Origin of the sequence: Pandoraea aquatica (assembly GCF_902459565.1) — a bacterium.
In the GTDB taxonomy this organism is placed as follows: Bacteria; Pseudomonadota; Gammaproteobacteria; order Burkholderiales; family Burkholderiaceae; genus Pandoraea; species Pandoraea aquatica.
Genome location: NZ_CABPSN010000006.1, coordinates 84,687 through 100,835 on the forward strand (window position 1 = coordinate 84,687; position 16,149 = coordinate 100,835).

At 61.7% G+C, this 16,149-nt stretch carries 15 protein-coding genes; 7 read left to right on the forward strand and 8 right to left on the reverse strand.

What is annotated here, in order from left to right; genetic code table 11:
* Positions 1 to 340 precede the first annotated feature (340 nt).
* Both PAQ31011_RS19355 and PAQ31011_RS19360 read left to right on the forward strand, forming a co-directional pair.
* Entirely contained in the window at positions 341 to 943 is a 603-nt protein-coding gene (locus PAQ31011_RS19355) for a response regulator transcription factor (protein WP_150577357.1), read from the forward strand.
* Positions 944 to 991: 48 nt separating this feature from the next.
* A complete protein-coding gene (locus PAQ31011_RS19360; protein WP_150577358.1) occupies positions 992 to 2,575 on the forward strand; it encodes a sensor histidine kinase in 1,584 nt (527 codons plus the stop codon).
* 16 nt (positions 2,576 to 2,591) lie between these two features.
* On the opposite strand, the gene PAQ31011_RS19365 is transcribed toward PAQ31011_RS19360, so the two are convergent.
* Entirely contained in the window at positions 2,592 to 3,230 is a 639-nt protein-coding gene (locus PAQ31011_RS19365; protein WP_150577359.1) for a LysE family translocator, read from the reverse strand.
* 96 nt (positions 3,231 to 3,326) lie between these two features.
* Here PAQ31011_RS19365 and PAQ31011_RS19370 point away from each other — a divergent pair, with 96 nt between their 5' ends.
* Complete coding sequence (locus PAQ31011_RS19370) at positions 3,327 to 3,884, forward strand: sugar O-acetyltransferase (protein WP_150577360.1); 558 nt, start codon at positions 3,327 to 3,329, stop codon at positions 3,882 to 3,884.
* Positions 3,885 to 3,989: 105 nt separating this feature from the next.
* On the forward strand, positions 3,990 to 5,651 hold the full coding sequence (locus tag PAQ31011_RS19375) for an ABC-F family ATP-binding cassette domain-containing protein (RefSeq protein ID WP_150577361.1): 1,662 nt from the start codon (positions 3,990 to 3,992) through the stop codon (positions 5,649 to 5,651).
* 58 nt (positions 5,652 to 5,709) lie between these two features.
* Here PAQ31011_RS19375 and PAQ31011_RS19380 read toward each other — a convergent pair whose 3' ends face one another.
* A complete protein-coding gene (locus tag PAQ31011_RS19380) occupies positions 5,710 to 6,147 on the reverse strand; it encodes a GNAT family N-acetyltransferase (RefSeq protein ID WP_150577362.1) in 438 nt (145 codons plus the stop codon).
* A 405-nt stretch (positions 6,148 to 6,552) separates the two neighbouring features.
* Here PAQ31011_RS19380 and PAQ31011_RS19390 point away from each other — a divergent pair, with 405 nt between their 5' ends.
* The 3 genes from PAQ31011_RS19390 to PAQ31011_RS19400 all read left to right on the forward strand — a co-directional run bounded on the left by PAQ31011_RS19390 (position 6,553) and on the right by PAQ31011_RS19400 (position 9,194).
* Positions 6,553 to 7,443: a serine hydrolase domain-containing protein gene (locus tag PAQ31011_RS19390; RefSeq protein ID WP_150577363.1), complete on the forward strand. Its 891-nt coding sequence runs from the start codon at positions 6,553 to 6,555 to the stop codon at positions 7,441 to 7,443.
* A 157-nt stretch (positions 7,444 to 7,600) separates the two neighbouring features.
* Positions 7,601 to 8,182 carry a TetR/AcrR family transcriptional regulator gene (locus tag PAQ31011_RS19395; RefSeq protein WP_150577364.1) on the forward strand — a complete coding sequence of 194 codons (582 nt, stop codon included), beginning with the start codon at positions 7,601 to 7,603 and terminating at the stop codon, positions 8,180 to 8,182.
* The gene (locus tag PAQ31011_RS19400; RefSeq protein WP_246179670.1) at positions 8,139 to 9,194 is read left to right on the forward strand and encodes an alpha/beta hydrolase; all 1,056 of its coding nucleotides are present in this window, start codon (positions 8,139 to 8,141) and stop codon (positions 9,192 to 9,194) included. The genes PAQ31011_RS19395 and PAQ31011_RS19400 overlap by 44 nt, the downstream gene beginning before the upstream one ends.
* Before the next feature lie 61 nt (positions 9,195 to 9,255).
* Here PAQ31011_RS19400 and PAQ31011_RS19405 read toward each other — a convergent pair whose 3' ends face one another.
* The 6 genes from PAQ31011_RS19405 to macA form a co-directional block, all read right to left on the reverse strand.
* Entirely contained in the window at positions 9,256 to 9,822 is a 567-nt protein-coding gene (locus tag PAQ31011_RS19405; RefSeq protein WP_150577365.1) for a YdeI/OmpD-associated family protein, read from the reverse strand.
* Between the two features lie 109 nt (positions 9,823 to 9,931).
* Entirely contained in the window at positions 9,932 to 10,357 is a 426-nt protein-coding gene (locus PAQ31011_RS19410) for a cupin domain-containing protein (protein WP_150577366.1), read from the reverse strand.
* Between the two features lie 82 nt (positions 10,358 to 10,439).
* Positions 10,440 to 11,267: an AraC family transcriptional regulator gene (locus tag PAQ31011_RS19415; protein WP_150577367.1), complete on the reverse strand. Its 828-nt coding sequence runs from the start codon at positions 11,265 to 11,267 to the stop codon at positions 10,440 to 10,442.
* 62 nt (positions 11,268 to 11,329) lie between these two features.
* Positions 11,330 to 12,778 carry an efflux transporter outer membrane subunit gene (locus PAQ31011_RS19420; RefSeq protein WP_425495121.1) on the reverse strand — a complete coding sequence of 483 codons (1,449 nt, stop codon included), beginning with the start codon at positions 12,776 to 12,778 and terminating at the stop codon, positions 11,330 to 11,332.
* A 20-nt stretch (positions 12,779 to 12,798) separates the two neighbouring features.
* Positions 12,799 to 14,814: a MacB family efflux pump subunit gene (locus tag PAQ31011_RS19425; RefSeq protein WP_150577509.1), complete on the reverse strand. Its 2,016-nt coding sequence runs from the start codon at positions 14,812 to 14,814 to the stop codon at positions 12,799 to 12,801.
* Between the two features lie 96 nt (positions 14,815 to 14,910).
* Positions 14,911 to 16,116: a macrolide transporter subunit MacA gene (macA, locus tag PAQ31011_RS19430; protein WP_150577369.1), complete on the reverse strand. Its 1,206-nt coding sequence runs from the start codon at positions 16,114 to 16,116 to the stop codon at positions 14,911 to 14,913.
* Positions 16,117 to 16,149 lie beyond the last annotated feature (33 nt).

The following is a 16,149-nucleotide window of genomic DNA, read 5'->3' on the forward strand; positions in this document are numbered from 1 at the left end:
CATGTCGGGCATGTGTTCGGCTACTAAGCCACTTCACCGGCCCCACAGCCCCCAACCTCATGAACGACGGAGAACACGTCATGATCGAAAACCTCCAAAACATGGCATTGATCGGCATGCGGCTCGCATTTGAGATCTGCCCGGCCCTCTTTGCCTGATCGGGCACCCATGGAAGACTTCCCGCCAGAAAGGACCGCCCAGCGGTCCTTTTCTTATTGTGCGAGAACGAATTAACCGGATTAGGCGAGACGTGTCATGCGCATGTACTTCGGCGAAATTTCGTCGTCCGGTGATTTTTTAGTACGATTTGTCTATTCCATAAAAAACCGGGGCCAGCGGGATGTCATCTCCCACCAAAGTTTTCTGCATTGAAGACGACGTAGATTCGGCAGATCTGATTCGTGAAGATCTGACGGATCGCGGTTATGTCGTCAAAGTCGCACACGATTTTTCGGCCGCTCTGGCGACGCTCGCCGCGTTCATGCCGGACATCATCGTGTGCGACGTCAACGTGCCGGGCATGACCGGCTTCGAGTTTCTGGAAAGCGCCCGCGGCATCATTCAGGGCGAACGCAAGATCCCGTTCATTTTCCTGACCGGCAACGCCGATAAGGAATCGATCATGCGCGGGCACAGCACCGGTGCGGACGAGTACATGCTCAAGCCGGTGGATTTCGACGTGCTCGACACCGTCATCCGCAAGTACACCGAACACGAAGAGCCGGAAGAAGGCACCCCGCTGCCCTTCGGTCTCTCGAAGCGCGAAGTGGAAGTGCTGCAATGGTCGGCGAAGGGCAAGACGTCGGCCGAAATCGCGATCATTCTCGACCTGGGCAAGCGCACGGTCGACTTCCACATCGACAATGCCCGCGAGAAGCTGAACGTCGCCACCCGCACGGAAGCCGTGGTGCGTGCCGCCCTGCTCAATATCATCCAGCTCTGAGCGCGTCGCCGCGCCGGGCCACACCTGCTGATCTACTGCTGACATCGCATGTCGAAAGCGTCTTCTACACCGCCCAAGTCGCTCCCTATCCGGGGGCGGATGTATCTCCTGCTCGCACTGTGTCTCGTGGCGATGATCGCTGTGGGCATCGCGGTGCACCATCAGGTCGATTCGTCCCAGCAGCGCGCTATCGCTGCCGAGCGCACGCAGATCGAGAATCTGAGCCTGCTCGAAGAGCTCAACGACTACATCTCCGACTTCCGGACGGTCGAATCCGAAGCCCTTGCGCCGATGTCGCCCAAGGCACTTGCGGACATTCGCACGGCGGCGGGCGAGTTCGACGACAAGATCAAGTCGGCGTCGGACCGTTATCAAAAGGTGCTGGTCCACGACGAATTCCGTCTCGCATTCTCGAAGTTTCAGTCGCAATGGGCACAGTACCGTCGTGCGTCGAATCAGGTGTTTCAGCTTGCGCAGACCGGTAAGCTGAGCGATGCCGCCAAGCTCTATCGCGGCGATTCGAACAATAAGTACACGCAGGCGAACAGCACGTTCGGCTCGCTGGTGTTTCGCAGCACCGAGTCGCTGATCAAGGAGGTGGAGGTGAAGAACAGCGCGGCGCGCAAGCATCTGCTGCAAATCGATGCGCTGATCGCCGCGATGATCGTCGTCACGATGCTGTGTCTGATTTATGTAGATACCGTGATTCTCAGTCCGCTGACGCGTCTGATCCGGATGGCGGGCAACACGATGTCGGGCAAGGACAAGCTGCGTCTGCCGTGGCTCTCGCGCGGCGATGAAATCGGCACGCTCTCCCGGACACTGTCGAAGATTCAGGAAAGCACGGCGTCGCTGGTGCGCAACCAGAAGCTCGCGACGGCAAAGAACACGATCTTGCAGCGCGCGCTGGCGAACGAGGAGCGTCTCAATAACTTCCAGAAGACGTTCCGCTCGATGGCCACGCACGAGTTCCGTACGTTGCTCAGCGTGATCGATGGACACGCGCAACGACTGTTGAATCCGCGTAACGAGGAGACGGATTCGACGCCGCGTTATACGAAGATTCGCGAGGCGGTGGCGAAGCTGAATAACCTGATTCAGAACTGGCTGGATGCGGCACAAAGCGCGTCGCTGGACGATCCGAAGTTCGGCAAGCGAGCGGAGTTGTCGCTGGTGGCGTTGCTGGAGGATGTGCGCGGCGTCGGCTCCGACATGTTCCCGAACGCGACGATCACGGTGCAGGCACCGTCGGGCATGGACAGCAAGATGATCGGCGACAGCAACGTGCTGTTCCACGCGTTCATCAACCTCATCAGCAATGCGACGAAGTACACGATGGCGCAACCCGCCATCGATATGAGCGTGACGGATATGGCTGAGGCATTCCAGGTGGTGTTGCGAGACAACGGCACCGGCATCCCGGCGGACGAGTTGAAGGAGATCTTCCAGATGTCCTTCCGCTCGCGCAGTAATGCAGTGCTGGAAGATGGCTCCGGCGTGGGACTGGCGGTGGTCTACGCCGCCATCGAATTCCATAAGGGGACCATCGACGTCGCAAGTCAGGTGGGGGTGGGGACGACGTTCACGATTACGTTGCCTAAGGCGCCGGTGGTGGAAGCTACGCCAGCCTGAGCGGCTGGCGTCCAAGTCAAATACCGGCTTTGGATGCGTTAAGAATTAGTCGCAAGCCAAGCGCTGCAATGGCGGCGGCGGCAATTCTGTCGATCCACTTCTTCGCACGCAGATACACTTCGCGCGGCCCTTTGCTCGAAAAGCACAGGGCGACGATGGTGTACCAACCGAATTCGATGGCAAAAACGAGTGGTGGCAGCACAAAATAGCACCACAGCGGCGGATGCTGCGGCAACAGCGCGGCAAAGATACTGCCGTACCAGATAGCCGTCTTGGGATTGCTCAATTGCGTGCTGAGGCCAATCCAGAACGATTTGCGCACGCTGCCGGAGGAAGCCGTCAGCGTGGCGTCGACCGTAATCGGATTCCCGGCACCGCGCCATATCTTCGACGCGACGTAAATCAGGTAAGCGCCGCCCGCGACCTTCAGGCCGATATAGAGCCATTCGACCGTCTGCAAAAGCGTATAAAGCCCGGCGAGCGCAACGCCGCCGAAGAAAATGCCTCCGACGCCCATGCCAAAAGCGGTCGCCAGCCCATCACGGCGCGACAGACCGATCGCGTTACGCGCGACCAACACGAAGCTGGGCCCGGGAATCATGGCGCCCAACCACAGCGCGACCAGAACGGCGAAAACAGCAGATGTAGCAGTCATCGGACACTCCTCGGCATAGAATTTGCCCCGTAAGCACGGATTCTCGCACGATCGCCGATGAGCGGGTGGAGACTAAAAATCGGAGGAATATAACGAATGGCGAACGATGACCGGACCAGAACAATTCCCAGAAAAACGCCGGAATCGGCAGCCATGACGGCAAACGTCAGGCGAGCGATGGCGATCACCGCGACGCTGAACCAATTGACGTTCAACGATGCGGATGAAGTCCGGGCGTTGTTCAGCGAATTGATCGGCAAGAAGGTGGACGACAGTTTCATGCTGGCACCGCCGTTCTACACCGCCTGCGGCGTCGATATCAGCGTCGGGCGCAACGTCTTCGTCAATCAGAATTGCACCTTCTATGACCTCGGCGGGCTCGACATCGGTGACGATGTGATGATCGGGCCGAACGTGAGTCTCATCACGACCGGCCACCCCCTAGCCCCGTCCCAGCGGCGCGAGGGCGTCATCGCAAAACCTATCGTGATCGAGAAGAACGTCTGGATCGCAGCGGGCGCCATCATTATCGGCGGCGTCACCGTCGGCGAGAACTCGGTGGTCGCGGCCGGTGCAGTCGTGACAAAAGACGTCCCCCCGAACTCGCTGGTCGGCGGGAATCCGGCGAAGGTTATTCGGTCGATTGCCGACTAGCGGAACACCCCACGTAACGCCCACAAGAAGGCTGGCGCCGAATGAAAATGACAGCCCCGCGCGTCCGGTCGGCTATCATGCCAGTCTTCTTAGCGGTAGCTCCTTATGATTTCCGTCCGTAATCTCACGCTGCGTCGCGGCGTCAACGTCGTGCTCGATAGCGCGTCCGTTACCTTCACTCCTGGCGAAAAGATTGGTCTTGTCGGCCGCAATGGCGCTGGCAAGTCGTCCTTTTTCGCCCTTCTTAACGGCACGCTGCACGAAGATAGCGGCGAATTCTCGATTCCGGCGGCCTGGAAGATGGGCCAGGTCGCGCAGGATATGCCGGAGACCGAGCAGGGAGCGACCGACTTCGTTGTCGAGGGTGACACCGTGCTGATGGCCGCGCATGCGGAGGTCGCCGCGGCCGAAGCCAGCGACGACGGCATGCGCATGGCGCACGCCTACATGAACCTGCACGATGCCGGAGCACACGACGCCCCCGCCCGCGCCCAAGCGCTGATTCAGGGTCTCGGGTTCAGTGCCGAGCAGTTGAATCAGCCGGTCAACAGCTTCTCGGGTGGCTGGCGCATGCGACTGCAACTGGCGCGTGCGCTCATGTGCCCGTCCGACCTGCTGTTGCTCGACGAACCGACGAACCACCTGGATATCGACGCACTGGTCTGGCTGGAAGCGTGGCTCAAGCGTTATCAAGGCACGCTGGTCGTGATCAGCCACGACCGCGAATTCCTCGACGCGGTGACACAGGTGACGGTGCACGTCGACAACGCCAAGCTCGTGCGTTACGGCGGCAACTACAGCAAGTTCGAAGACATGCGCGCCGAGCAGCTCGTCTTGCAGCAGGCCGCGATGGCGAAGCAAGTGGAAAAGATCGCCCACTTGCAGAAGTTCATTGACCGATTCAAGGCGCAGGCATCGAAGGCGAAGCAGGCACAGAGCCGGGTCAAGGCACTCGAACGCATGGAGAAGGTTGCGCCGGTGCTTGCCGAAGCGGAATTCAACTTCGAATTCAAGGAACCGCTCAGCGTTCCGAACCCGCTGTTGTCCATGCTGGACGCGAGTTTCGGCTACCCCGCGCCGACCGACGCGCCGCCGGACACACCGCCCACCGTCATTGTGAAAGGCATCAGCCGTTCCGTACTGGCCGGGCAGCGTATCGGCATTCTCGGTGCCAACGGTCAGGGCAAGTCCACGCTGGTGAAGACGGTCGCGCACGCGCTCGCGCCGATTGCCGGCGAGATCAGCGAAGGCAAGGGACTGAACATCGGCTACTTCGCCCAGCAGGAGCTGGACGTGCTGCGTCCGCTCGACACGCCGATGGAACACATGATCCGCCTAGCGCGGGACACGCCACCTCAGATGCGCGCACCCGGCCAGAGCGGCACGGAGCAATCGCTGCGCACGTTCCTAGGGACGTTCAACTTTAGCGGCGACATGGTCCATCAGGCGGTCGGCACGATGAGCGGCGGCGAAAAGGCGCGGCTCGTGTTGTGCATGATCGTGTGGCAGCGTCCTAACCTGCTACTGCTGGACGAACCGACCAACCACCTCGATTTGGCCACACGTGAGGCGCTGGCGGTGGCGCTCAATGAGTTCGAAGGCACTGTGATGCTGGTCAGCCACGATCGCGCGCTGCTGCGCGCCGTCTGTGACGAGTTCTGGCTGGTCACCAACGGCGGCGTCGAGCCCTTCGACGGCGATCTGGACGACTACCAGCAGTTCCTGCGCGACGAAGCACGTCGTCTGCGCGAGCAGGCTGCGGCCTGATTAGCTTCCTGACGGTCGGCGTTACACGTCGACCGCCGTCGGCTTGCCTCGACCGGCCTTAGGTCGACAGGACCTTCTTCATGGACGGCGCGGGGTGTAGCACGAAGCTCTCTCGCTCATAGAACGGGATAGCGTCCGGACGCGCATCAAGAAATATCGCGGTCATACCGCGAGCACGCGCGTCGGCTTCGGCGTACGCCATCAAGGATCGTCCGACACCTGTCCCACGACCCGCCGCATCGACCACAAGGTCGTCGATATGAAGGTGTGCCCCGCGCGCGAGGGTGTGGACGGGTCTCATGCCCATCACCCCGATAATCGTTCCATCGTCGAACGCCGCCACAAGCTCGTAACCCGAATGCGATTGCCGGCGGGTCCGCTCCAGGAAGACGGGAGCGTCAAGGGACCGAAGTTGAGCGATGACTGGGTATGCCAGCATCCACTCCGGTGGCGACAGTCTTCTGATTTCCAACGCGCGGTTACGATGTTCGGTCATGTCTCAAGTCGATCGCACTTTAAGAGCCCAGATTGTTGCACGTGGCGAGCAACGTTTCAGTTGTGATTCGACAATAGCGCTCTACAGCGTTCGCGCCCATCCACCGACTACGCACCAAGGCAAACTGATATCGCGCAACCGTTGCGCCAGTTCGGCCGGGTGCCACGCCTCCCATGCTTCCTGGTCCGGTATGTCTTGTTGGTTGGTCTTCGGATCGAGCCGTCTCGTTTGCTTTGAAGTTTCGGATTTTCTCATCAGCAGCGTTGATTCGTTTGATCCACGTCTACGTCACTCACTTCGGAATTCGCGAAGCCACCGGCCACGTGGAAGAAGGTTGCTCTGGGGGAAAGTAGTCGCGCTGGTTGTGGGATATGCTGCTGCCAGTTGTTACCAGTCGAGTCTTCAATGTTGATTTCAACGCTCCTCAACGGTCAATCAGTAGGGCCATCCCGGCAATCCGAACCCATTGTGCCTTGGTGGAGTTTCACTAAAACGGTGTTGGCTGCGACCGCGCTGACATTGGTACGTGACGGTCGACTCGTTCTGGACACTCAGCTCCCTGAAAAGGCGTTCACGTTGCGCCAACTCTTGCACCATGAGGCTGGCCTCGCTGACTATGGCGAGCTTCCCGAGTATCACGCTGCTGTCGCGAATCAGGAACAGGCATGGCATGCGGACGAAATGATGCAGCGTCTGGACGGTTCCCGGCTTCGCTACACCCCTGGCACCGCTTGGCGTTACTCGAATGTTGGTTTCATGTTTGTTGCCAGACTAATTGAGCGGGCAGCCGATATGCCGCTTGAAGCCGCCATCAAGCAGCGAGTCTTTACGCCGCTCGGCATCTCGACGGTTCGCTTCGCAACGGAACGCTCAGAACTCTGTGGCGAGTATCTCGGCAATGCGTTGAGCTACGACCCCGGCTGGGTTTATCACGGCCTCCTTATCGGCCCGGTTTTTCAAGCAGCGCTTCTATTGGATCGCTTGCTGGCCGGAAAACTTCTGCCATCCAATCTGCTTGATGAAATGCTGGCGACGAAGGTATTAGGTGGCCCGATGATCGGCCGACCGTGGGTCACGCCAGGATATGCGCTGGGCCTTATGCGCGGCACAGTCGAAGACGGTTCAACGCTGGCGGGACATACCGGACGTGGACCAGGCAGCGTTGTGGCTGTCTATCGATGTGCGGTCGACGGTGCGGCAGCCTGCAGCGCCGTTTTTTCAACGGGTGCAGATGAGGGCAGTGTCGAGGCGCTAGCCGTAAAGGCAATACGCGAGGCACTCGGAACAGCGCTCTGAGGTTCGCGGCTCTCGGCCAGCATCACTTGTCCACACGCTTCGATGTCCACTTCGGGTCGACCGCCGTCGGTCGCATGTATCTCCGCACAACTTGACTCTACATCGCTTCCTAATATAATTAGCCAAATAACTAATTAGGTTTATACCAAGGAACTCAATGGTCAAGACAGGGTTGACGGTTGCGCGGCTGGTAGAAGGCGGGGCCGAACTGGCCGACGAAATCGGCTTCGAACAACTGACCGGCGCCGCGGTGGCGCGCAGGTTCAATGTCCGGCTCGCCAGCCTCTACTCCCACGTAAAAAATCTGGACGCGTTGAAATGCCAGATTGCTCTGTTCGCGCTACGGCAACTTGCCGACGCCGCCACCGAGGCTATCGCTGGCCGTGCTGGCAAGGACGCGCTGTGGGCGCTGGCCGATGTCCATCGCGACTATGCGCTTCGACACCCCGGCCGCTTCGCCGCCGCCCGCTACCAACTAGCGCCTGAACTCGCTGCCGCCAGTGCTGGCCCGCAACTGGCACAGTTGAGTCGTGCGGTGCTGCGTGGCTACGCGTTGCCCGAGGCCGAGCAGGTCCATGCCATCCGCTTTCTCGGCAGTTTTTTTATGGGCTACGCAACGCTCGAACTGTCGACCGCATTCGCGCATAGCGCGCCCGATGCCGAGACCTCGTGGCGGCGAAGTCTGGAGGCCCTGCATGTGGCGCTACAGCACTGGCCGTCCAGCCCTGACGCACTTTAAAGAAAGCTTTGCCATGAACACCATCCCGGCCGACGGAGTCCGAGTTCCGGCCCGTGTCATCCCCTTTCCTCAGAGCATCAGCATCGAGGCCCAAGCCGCGCTGCGCCGCCTGGTCAACGCCGACGGCATGCCGCTGAATGCGCTGCACTGCCCGCCCCACCCGGAGGACTTCAACGGCTGGATGCGCCTCAAGGCCGCCGCCGACGCGCAATACGAGGCCGCGATGGCTCAGATGGCCGGCCAGTTGCGCGCGAGCGTGGAAACCGTGGAGGTTGGTGGCGCAACAGTACACATCGCCATACCGACGAGCCCTCTGGCCGAGGATGCGATCTATGTCGATCTGCATGGCGGCGGCATGGTCTTCGGCGGTGGCGCAGTCTGCCGTATAGGTGCGCAAATGCAGGCCGACCAGTTGGGCCTGCGCTGCTGGGGCATCGATTACCGCATGCCACCGGAGCACCCGTATCCGGCCGCGCTGGACGACTGCCTGGCGGTGTACCGGCGCCTGCTGCAACAGTATTCGCCGCAAAATATCGTCGTCGGCGGTCGGTCTGCCGGTGGCAATCTAGCCGCAGCCATGTTGCTGCGTGCGCGCGACGAAGGTCTGCCACTGCCAGCGGCGCTGGTGCTGCTATCGCCGGAAGTGGATCTGACCGAGTCGGGCGACAGCTTTGCACTCAACCAGCTCGTCGACGTTTTGCTGCCCAGACCGCTTATGTCTAACAACCTGTTGTATGCCGCGGATGCCGATCTGGCTCATCCCTATCTATCTCCGCTGTTCGGCGATTTCTCCCGGGGTTTTGTGCCGACCTTTATTCAGAGCGGCACGCGCGACCTGTTCCTGTCGAACGCCGTTCGCCTGCACCGCGCCCTGCGCCGCGTCAGCGTCCCCTGCGAGCTGCACATCTTCGAAGCAATGCCCCATGGCGGTTTCATGGGCGCGCCAGAAGACTCAGAGTTGCGCGCGGAAGTGGCTCGCTTTGTCCACGCGCATCTGCCGGCCCCCGGTTGACCTTTAAACAGGCAGCGCCACACTCCCCGACTTCATCCGTATTCCCGGAATATTCGTTTTATCAATGAATAGTCTCCCTACGACTTAACATCCCAACAAACTCCTCAATCTTCCTCGCCCGCGTCTCGGCCTTTTTGACGTTCTGAATCCGAAACAAGATGGCGTAGCGATTCCGGCCATTTAGCGTCGCAAAGAACGCTTTGGCTTCGGGGTTCGCGTCGAGCGCAGCTTGCAAATCATCGGGGACTACTGAGGTGCGTGGGGAATCGTAAGCCGCTTGCCACCGCCCATCCGCTTTGGCTTTTTCGATTTCTCGCATCCCTGACGGGCGCATTCTGCCTGCGGCGATTAACGCTTCTGCTCGCTCCGTATTCAGCTTGGCCCAGATGCTTTTCGCCGTGCGCGGCGTGAAGCGCTGCAACCAGTGTTCGTCGCTTTCCTTCTTTTTGTGCCCGTCGATCCAGCCGTGGCAGAGCGCGCTTTCCACCGCCTGTGCGTAGCTCAACGTCGGCTGCGGCGCGCCCTTCTTCGCCAGACGCAGCCATACTCCGGCGGATGTTCCACCGTTTTGCGTCAACCAGCTTTCCCATTCACTCTGATCAGGGAATGTCAGACAAGACTCTGTCATAGCGCGAACTTGATTGTGATATCCGGGCAGTGGCGCTTTTGCGCCGCTACGATGTCGACATATCGTAACGCGCGCGAAACGCCCCTGCGAATATTCAGCTCAATTCAACTCAAATCCACTGATCGTTAGCCACCGTCCGATCGCCTGCCTCACCGTCCCCCGTATTCACCACGCCTCGCGGCTCGATGAGTAGCAGCTTTGCTTCGGTCTCTGCGAACGGCTTGTGCTCGATGCCCTTCGGCACCACCGCCATCTCACCAGCACGCAGCAAGATGGCACCGTCGCCGGTCGTCGCGTCGCGGAAATCGATCCGCAACTCGCCTTCCAGCACGATGAACGTTTCGTCGGTATCGGCATGCCGATGCCATTGGAACTCGCCGATGACCTTGACGACCTTGAACTGGTAGTCGTTCATCTCAGCAACCACGCGGGGTTGCCAGTGACCGTCGATCAGCGCGATCTTGCGGACCGGATCGATGGCTTTGCACTGGCCGCGATCCGCCGGGGCGTTGGGATGCGTGGGAAATTGGGACATCGTTCTCTCCGTTTGTGGGGGTAATGCGTCGAGGATACGCATGCCCCTTCACGGCCGTATTGAACGATTGTGCGTGGTGGTGCTAGCCCGGCAGAATGCCGCCCGCAACCTGAAGCCAGCGGCCGGGCGTCAGCCCGAAGGTCTTCGAGAAATGGCGCGTCATATGGCTCTGATCGGCAAAGCCCGCCGTCGCGGCGGCATCCGCGAGCGATGTACCCGCAAGCAACTGGTGACGCACGTCATCCAGACGCCGCATCGTCAGATACCGGTACGGACTCGTGCCGTAGAACGTGCGAAAGTCACGCGACAGACTCCACCGGTCCCGCCCTGTCGCCGCTTCGAGTTCGTCCAGCGTGACGACCCGTGCACTATGGGTATGCAGAAAGTCTCGCGCGCGCCGCGCAGCCTGATAATCGCCTTTCGTCTTCCGTGCAGGCGCGCCGGAGACGGCCGCCAGCGCATGGGCCAGTTCGGTCAGCGCGTCGCTCTGCTCAAGCGGCTCCAGCGTGTGGCTCACGTGTTGCAGCAACGTCTCCGTCGCCGCCGCCAGACGCGGGTCCGTCGTCACGCCCCCTTCGACGAACGGCAGTGCCTGCCCGCCAAGCACATCCTGAAACAACGACGGATGCACGTAGATCATGCGATACCGGAAGCCTTCGTCGGTGCCCGCCTGACCATCGTGCGGTTCGTCGGGATGCAACACCATCGTGTTGCCGGGCAGACTGTTTCGTTGCCCCCGCCGATAGCTGAAACTCTGAACACCCGCGAGCGTGCGTCCAATCGCATAGGTGTCGTGGCGATGCATCGAATAAGCATTACCGCGAAACCACGCCTCGAAGCGCTCCACGCCTTCTATCGGTTGCGCATGCTTGACCCAGTCGGGGGGCAAAGCGGATGTCCGTCGATTCATGATGGATGGCCTCGGATGACCTCACGCGTCACGTAGTGATTCGCTAACGCCACAGAACTCACTCAAGCGGGCGGATTCACATCCGACGCGTTCCCTGCCCCGCCCAACACCTTGTAGAGCACCATGCGGTTGTTCAACCGGTTGAACCGCGTTTGCGCGTCAGCCGTTTGCGCGGTGCGCAACAGTTGCAACTGTTGCAGCCACTGCTGCACGTCGATCGCGCCCGCCTGATAACGCAAACGCAGCAGGGTCTCGGCACGCTGCGCCTGCACGAGCGACAGCGCACGTTGCTCGCCCTCGCGGGTCAGTTGTTCGCGGGCGGAGAGTGCATTCTCGACTTCGCTCAGCGCCGTAAAGAGGCTCTTGCGGAAGTTCACCACCGCTTCCTCGTACTGCGTCTGCGACACCTTGATCTGCAACTGCATCGTATTCCACTGGATGAACGGCAATGCCAGTCCCACGCCCAGCGAACCGATCGGGTTTTGCAGCACACGCTCCAACGACGCGCTCGTCGTCCCCACCTGACCGGTCAGCGTGAACGTCGGATAAAAGCTCGTACGGGTGATGTCGACGTTGGCGAGTGTCTCACGCAAACGCAACTCCGCCGCGCGCAAGTCCGGACGACGGCCCAGCAACTCCGCAGGCAATCCCGCCGGCACGACCGGCAACGCTTGCGTCGGCAGCGTCGACGGCTCGGCCGCCGCCTGCTCCGGCGGACGATCAAACAGAATCGCCAGCGCGTTGCGGTTCTCCGTGCGTTGCTGCACAAACTGCGTGAGCGCCGCGCGCTGATCGGCCAGATTACCCTCCGTCTGCGCCACATCCAGCCCGGACACCGCCCCCGCCGCATAGCGCGAGCGCACGAGCGCCAGAATCCGCTCGCTGTAAGCGATGTTGCTTTCAGTGTTGGCGATCTGCTGATTCAGGAAGCCAATCGTCCAGTACAACTGCGCCGTCGTACCGATGAGCGACAGACGCGCCGCCTCGCGGTCGGCGTCGGTCGCCTCGTACTCCCAGCGCGCCGCATCGCGTTGGGCCGCGAGTTTGCCCCACAGGTCCAGCTCGTACGATGCGGACGCGCTCAGATTGCTCTTGCGTCCCATCACATGCGTGTCGAGCGTGCGTTGTACGGAGGCGTTTCCACCAACCGTGACGGACGGCGTGAGATTCGTGTCCGCCAGGCCGGCCTGCAACTGCGCACGATAGACGCGGATCCCCGCAGCGGCCAGATCGTTGTTGACGGCCAGCACATCGGTGATCAGACGGTCCAGCACCGGGTCACCGAATGCGCGCCAGAAGTCGGGAGCAATCGTTGCGGCGTTGCCGGCAGCGGCAGTCGACGTCGCCCACTGCGCGGGCACCGGCACCGCCGGCAGCGGATCGTGACGCACGCCGGCGCAGCCCGTCAGCAGCACTGCGGCGCTCGCCAGCGCGAGGACCGTACGACGCAGCACCGTCGACGTGTCGAACAAATCGGACGAAGCGAACGAATGGCAAGTTGTAGATTTCATTCTGGTCATCTGGCAATACCTCAATCGCGTGCAAGCGCTTCGACCGGATCGAGCCGCGCGGCATTGCGCGCTGGCATGAACCCGAACACCACGCCGATGAGCGTCGAACACAGGAACGCCGTGACGACCGAGCCCATCGAGAACACCATCTTCCACTTCTCGACGAACAGCGAGAACAGGAAGCTCGCCCCGAACGAAAGCGCAATCCCGATCGCGCCGCCCATCAGACACACCATGACGGCTTCCACCAGGAACTGCTGCATGATGTCGCTCTGACGCGCCCCGACCGCCATGCGGATACCGATCTCCCGCGTACGCTCCGTCACCGACACGATCATGATGTTCATCACGCCGATACCGCCCACGACCAGCGAAATCACCGCGATCAGCGACAGCAGCAGCGTGAGCGACTGACTCGTCTTCTCGACTGTCTTCACCACGCTGTCCATGTTGTACGTGAAGAAGTCCTTGCGGCCGTGACGCTGCGTCATGAGCGTTTCCAGACTCTTCTCGGCGGCCTTGCTCGGCTGACCGTCACGCACACGCACCGTAATGCTGTCGACGTTGCGCTGACCGAACAGACGCCCCGCCGCCGTGGTGTACGGCACCCAGATGTTCAGGCTCTTGGTGTCGCCGAACGCGCTTTTCTTCTCCACCGTCACACCGATCACCACGCACGGCAGATTGCCCACGAAGATCACTTCGCCCAGCGGATTCGGGTTCGCACCGAAAAGCTTGCGACGGGTGTTCTGGTCGATCACGGCCACCTGCGCCTGACGCCGCACCTCGTCCGCACCGAACGCAATGCCCTGCCCGATCTTCATGCCGCGCACCTGGAAGAAGTGCTCGCCCACACCGGTGACCATCGCGCTCGCGTCGACATTGCGGTAACGCAGCAGCAGACTGCGGGCCGTCTCGGGCGTCGCGCTGTCCACGTAAATCTGCTCTGAGAGCGCGTGAACGTCCTCAGGCACGAGCGTCTGAATCGCCGTCGCCCGGTTGTCGCCCCAGTCCTTGCCGGGATAGATGTTGATCGTGTTCGTGCCGATGCTGCCGATCTCGGCCAGCATGTAACGCTTCGCCCCTTCCCCGATGGCCACGATGGAGACGACCGACGTAATCCCGATGATGATCCCGAGCATCGTCAGGAACGTGCGCAGACGGTGCGAGATCAGTGCGATCCACGCCATGCGGAACGCTTCGGCAAAGCGGTCGATGCCTCCGGTCCAGCGGCGCGGCGGAATCGCACCGCCGTGACTGGCGTTCACCGACGCAGGATCGGCAGCCGGGGCAGTCGAAGCAACCACAGCTTCCTCGGCGGCCTCTTCCGGCGACGGCGCATCCGCTTCGATCTCCACCGGCGTGTTCTCACGGTCGGCCACGATCTCGCCGTCGCGAATCTCGATGATGCGGCGCGCGTGCGCGGCGACCTTCTCATCGTGGGTCACGATGATGACCGTGTGCCCCAGCGCGTTGAGTTCCTTGAGAATGCGGATGACTTCGCGGCCGCTGCGCGTATCGAGTGCGCCGGTCGGCTCGTCGGCCAGAATCACGTCGCCGCCGTTCATCAGCGCGCGCGCAATACTCACGCGCTGCTGCTGACCGCCCGACAACTGGCTCGGCCGATGCTCCGTACGGTCGGCCAGTCCAAGCCGCTCCAGCAGCATCACCGAGCGCGCCCGACGCGCCGCATGCGGCGTGCCGGTGTACACCGACGGCATCTCCACGTTCGACGCCGCGTCGAGGTGCGGCAGCAGGTGGTAGCGCTGGAAGATGAAGCCGAAGTGCTCCCGACGCAGTTGCGCCAGCGCATCCGCATCGAGATCGCGCGTCTCGCGCCCCGCAACGCGATAGCTGCCGTCGCTCGGATGATCGAGACAGCCGAGAATGTTCATCAGCGTCGACTTGCCCGAGCCGGACGCCCCCATGATCGCGACGATCTCGCCTTCTTCGATGGTGAGATTGACGTCGCGCAGCACGGTCACGTCACGCTCGCCCGCCGGAAAACGCCGGGTAATGCCCGTGAGTTCCAGCATCGGGTGCGGACGAACGTCGTCAACCTGCGCGCCCGCTTGCGACGCTTGTGGCACAGAAGACGTATCGGCTGTTTGAGTCATGGCGCTCGCCTCCCGTTATTGGGACGCACCGGGCGAGGCGTCCGTCGAGGCCTGCGTGCTGTCGCCCGCCTCGCCGATCACGACGCGGTCGTCAGCCGTCAGACCTACTTTCACCTCGACCCGCACGTTGTTGTTCAGTCCCGTGACGATCTGACGCGTCACCGCACGGCCATCGCCCTTGCCCTCGGCGGGCAGCACGCGCACTTCGTAACGGTCCGCGCCGACCTTCTTGCCCAGCGCCGCCACCGGCACGCTGAGCGCCTGCTTGGCGGTGCCGAGCAGCACGTTGACCTGGGCCGTCATCGAAATGCGCAGACGATGGTCAGGATTCGGCACTTCGAACAGCGCGTTGTAGAACACGGCCGTGTTGTTGCGCGTCGCGCCCCCGCCCAGCGTGCTTTGCGTATCGAGGAAGTTCTGCGGAGCCGGTTCGATGGCGCGCAGCTTGCCGTAGTAACGCTTGTCCGGATCGCCCAGGATCGTGAAGTAAGCGGTCTGTCCCGGCGAGATACGGATGACGTCGGCCTCCGAGACCTGCGCCTTCACGGTAATGGTGTCCAGGTCGGCCAGCTTCAGAATCACCGGCGCTTGCTGCTGCGCGATCACGGTCTGGCCTTCCTGCGTGACGATGGCGACGACCTGACCGTCGATCGGCGCGTCGATGCGCGTATAGCCCACGTTCGCCTTCGCCGATTCGATGGCTACGCTCGCCTTGCGAATCTGTGCGTCGAGTCCGTTCAGCGAGGCGCGCTGCACGTCCAGATTGGCTTGCGCCGATTCGAAGTCCTGACGGGACGTTGCGTCGTCCGGCAGCATCTGACGCTGACGGGCAAACGTCAGTTCGGCCTGCTTGAGTTGCGCCGCCGTCGAGCGCTTTTGCGCCTGAAGGTTCTGCTCTTCGGCCTCGGCCTGGCGCAGGCTGTTCTGCGCGAGCACCGGGTCGATCTGCGCGAGCCACTGCCCCTTCGTCACCTTGTCGCCCAGCTTGACCTTGAGCGACTTCAACTGCCCGCTGACCTGCGCGCCCACGTCGACCTGCTGGAACGCGCCCAGCGTGCCCGTGGCGAGCACGGTGTTTTCGAGGTCGGTGCGCTCGACCTTGGCGCTCAGGTACTGCGGCACCTTCGGGGTCGCGAGACTGCGCAGACCGAGCGCCACGAGAACGACGAGCACAACGAGGCTGGTAACGAGGTAGGGCCGGCGGCGAATGAACTGGATCATGGAACGAAGTTGGCGATCAAAAAGACACGTCCG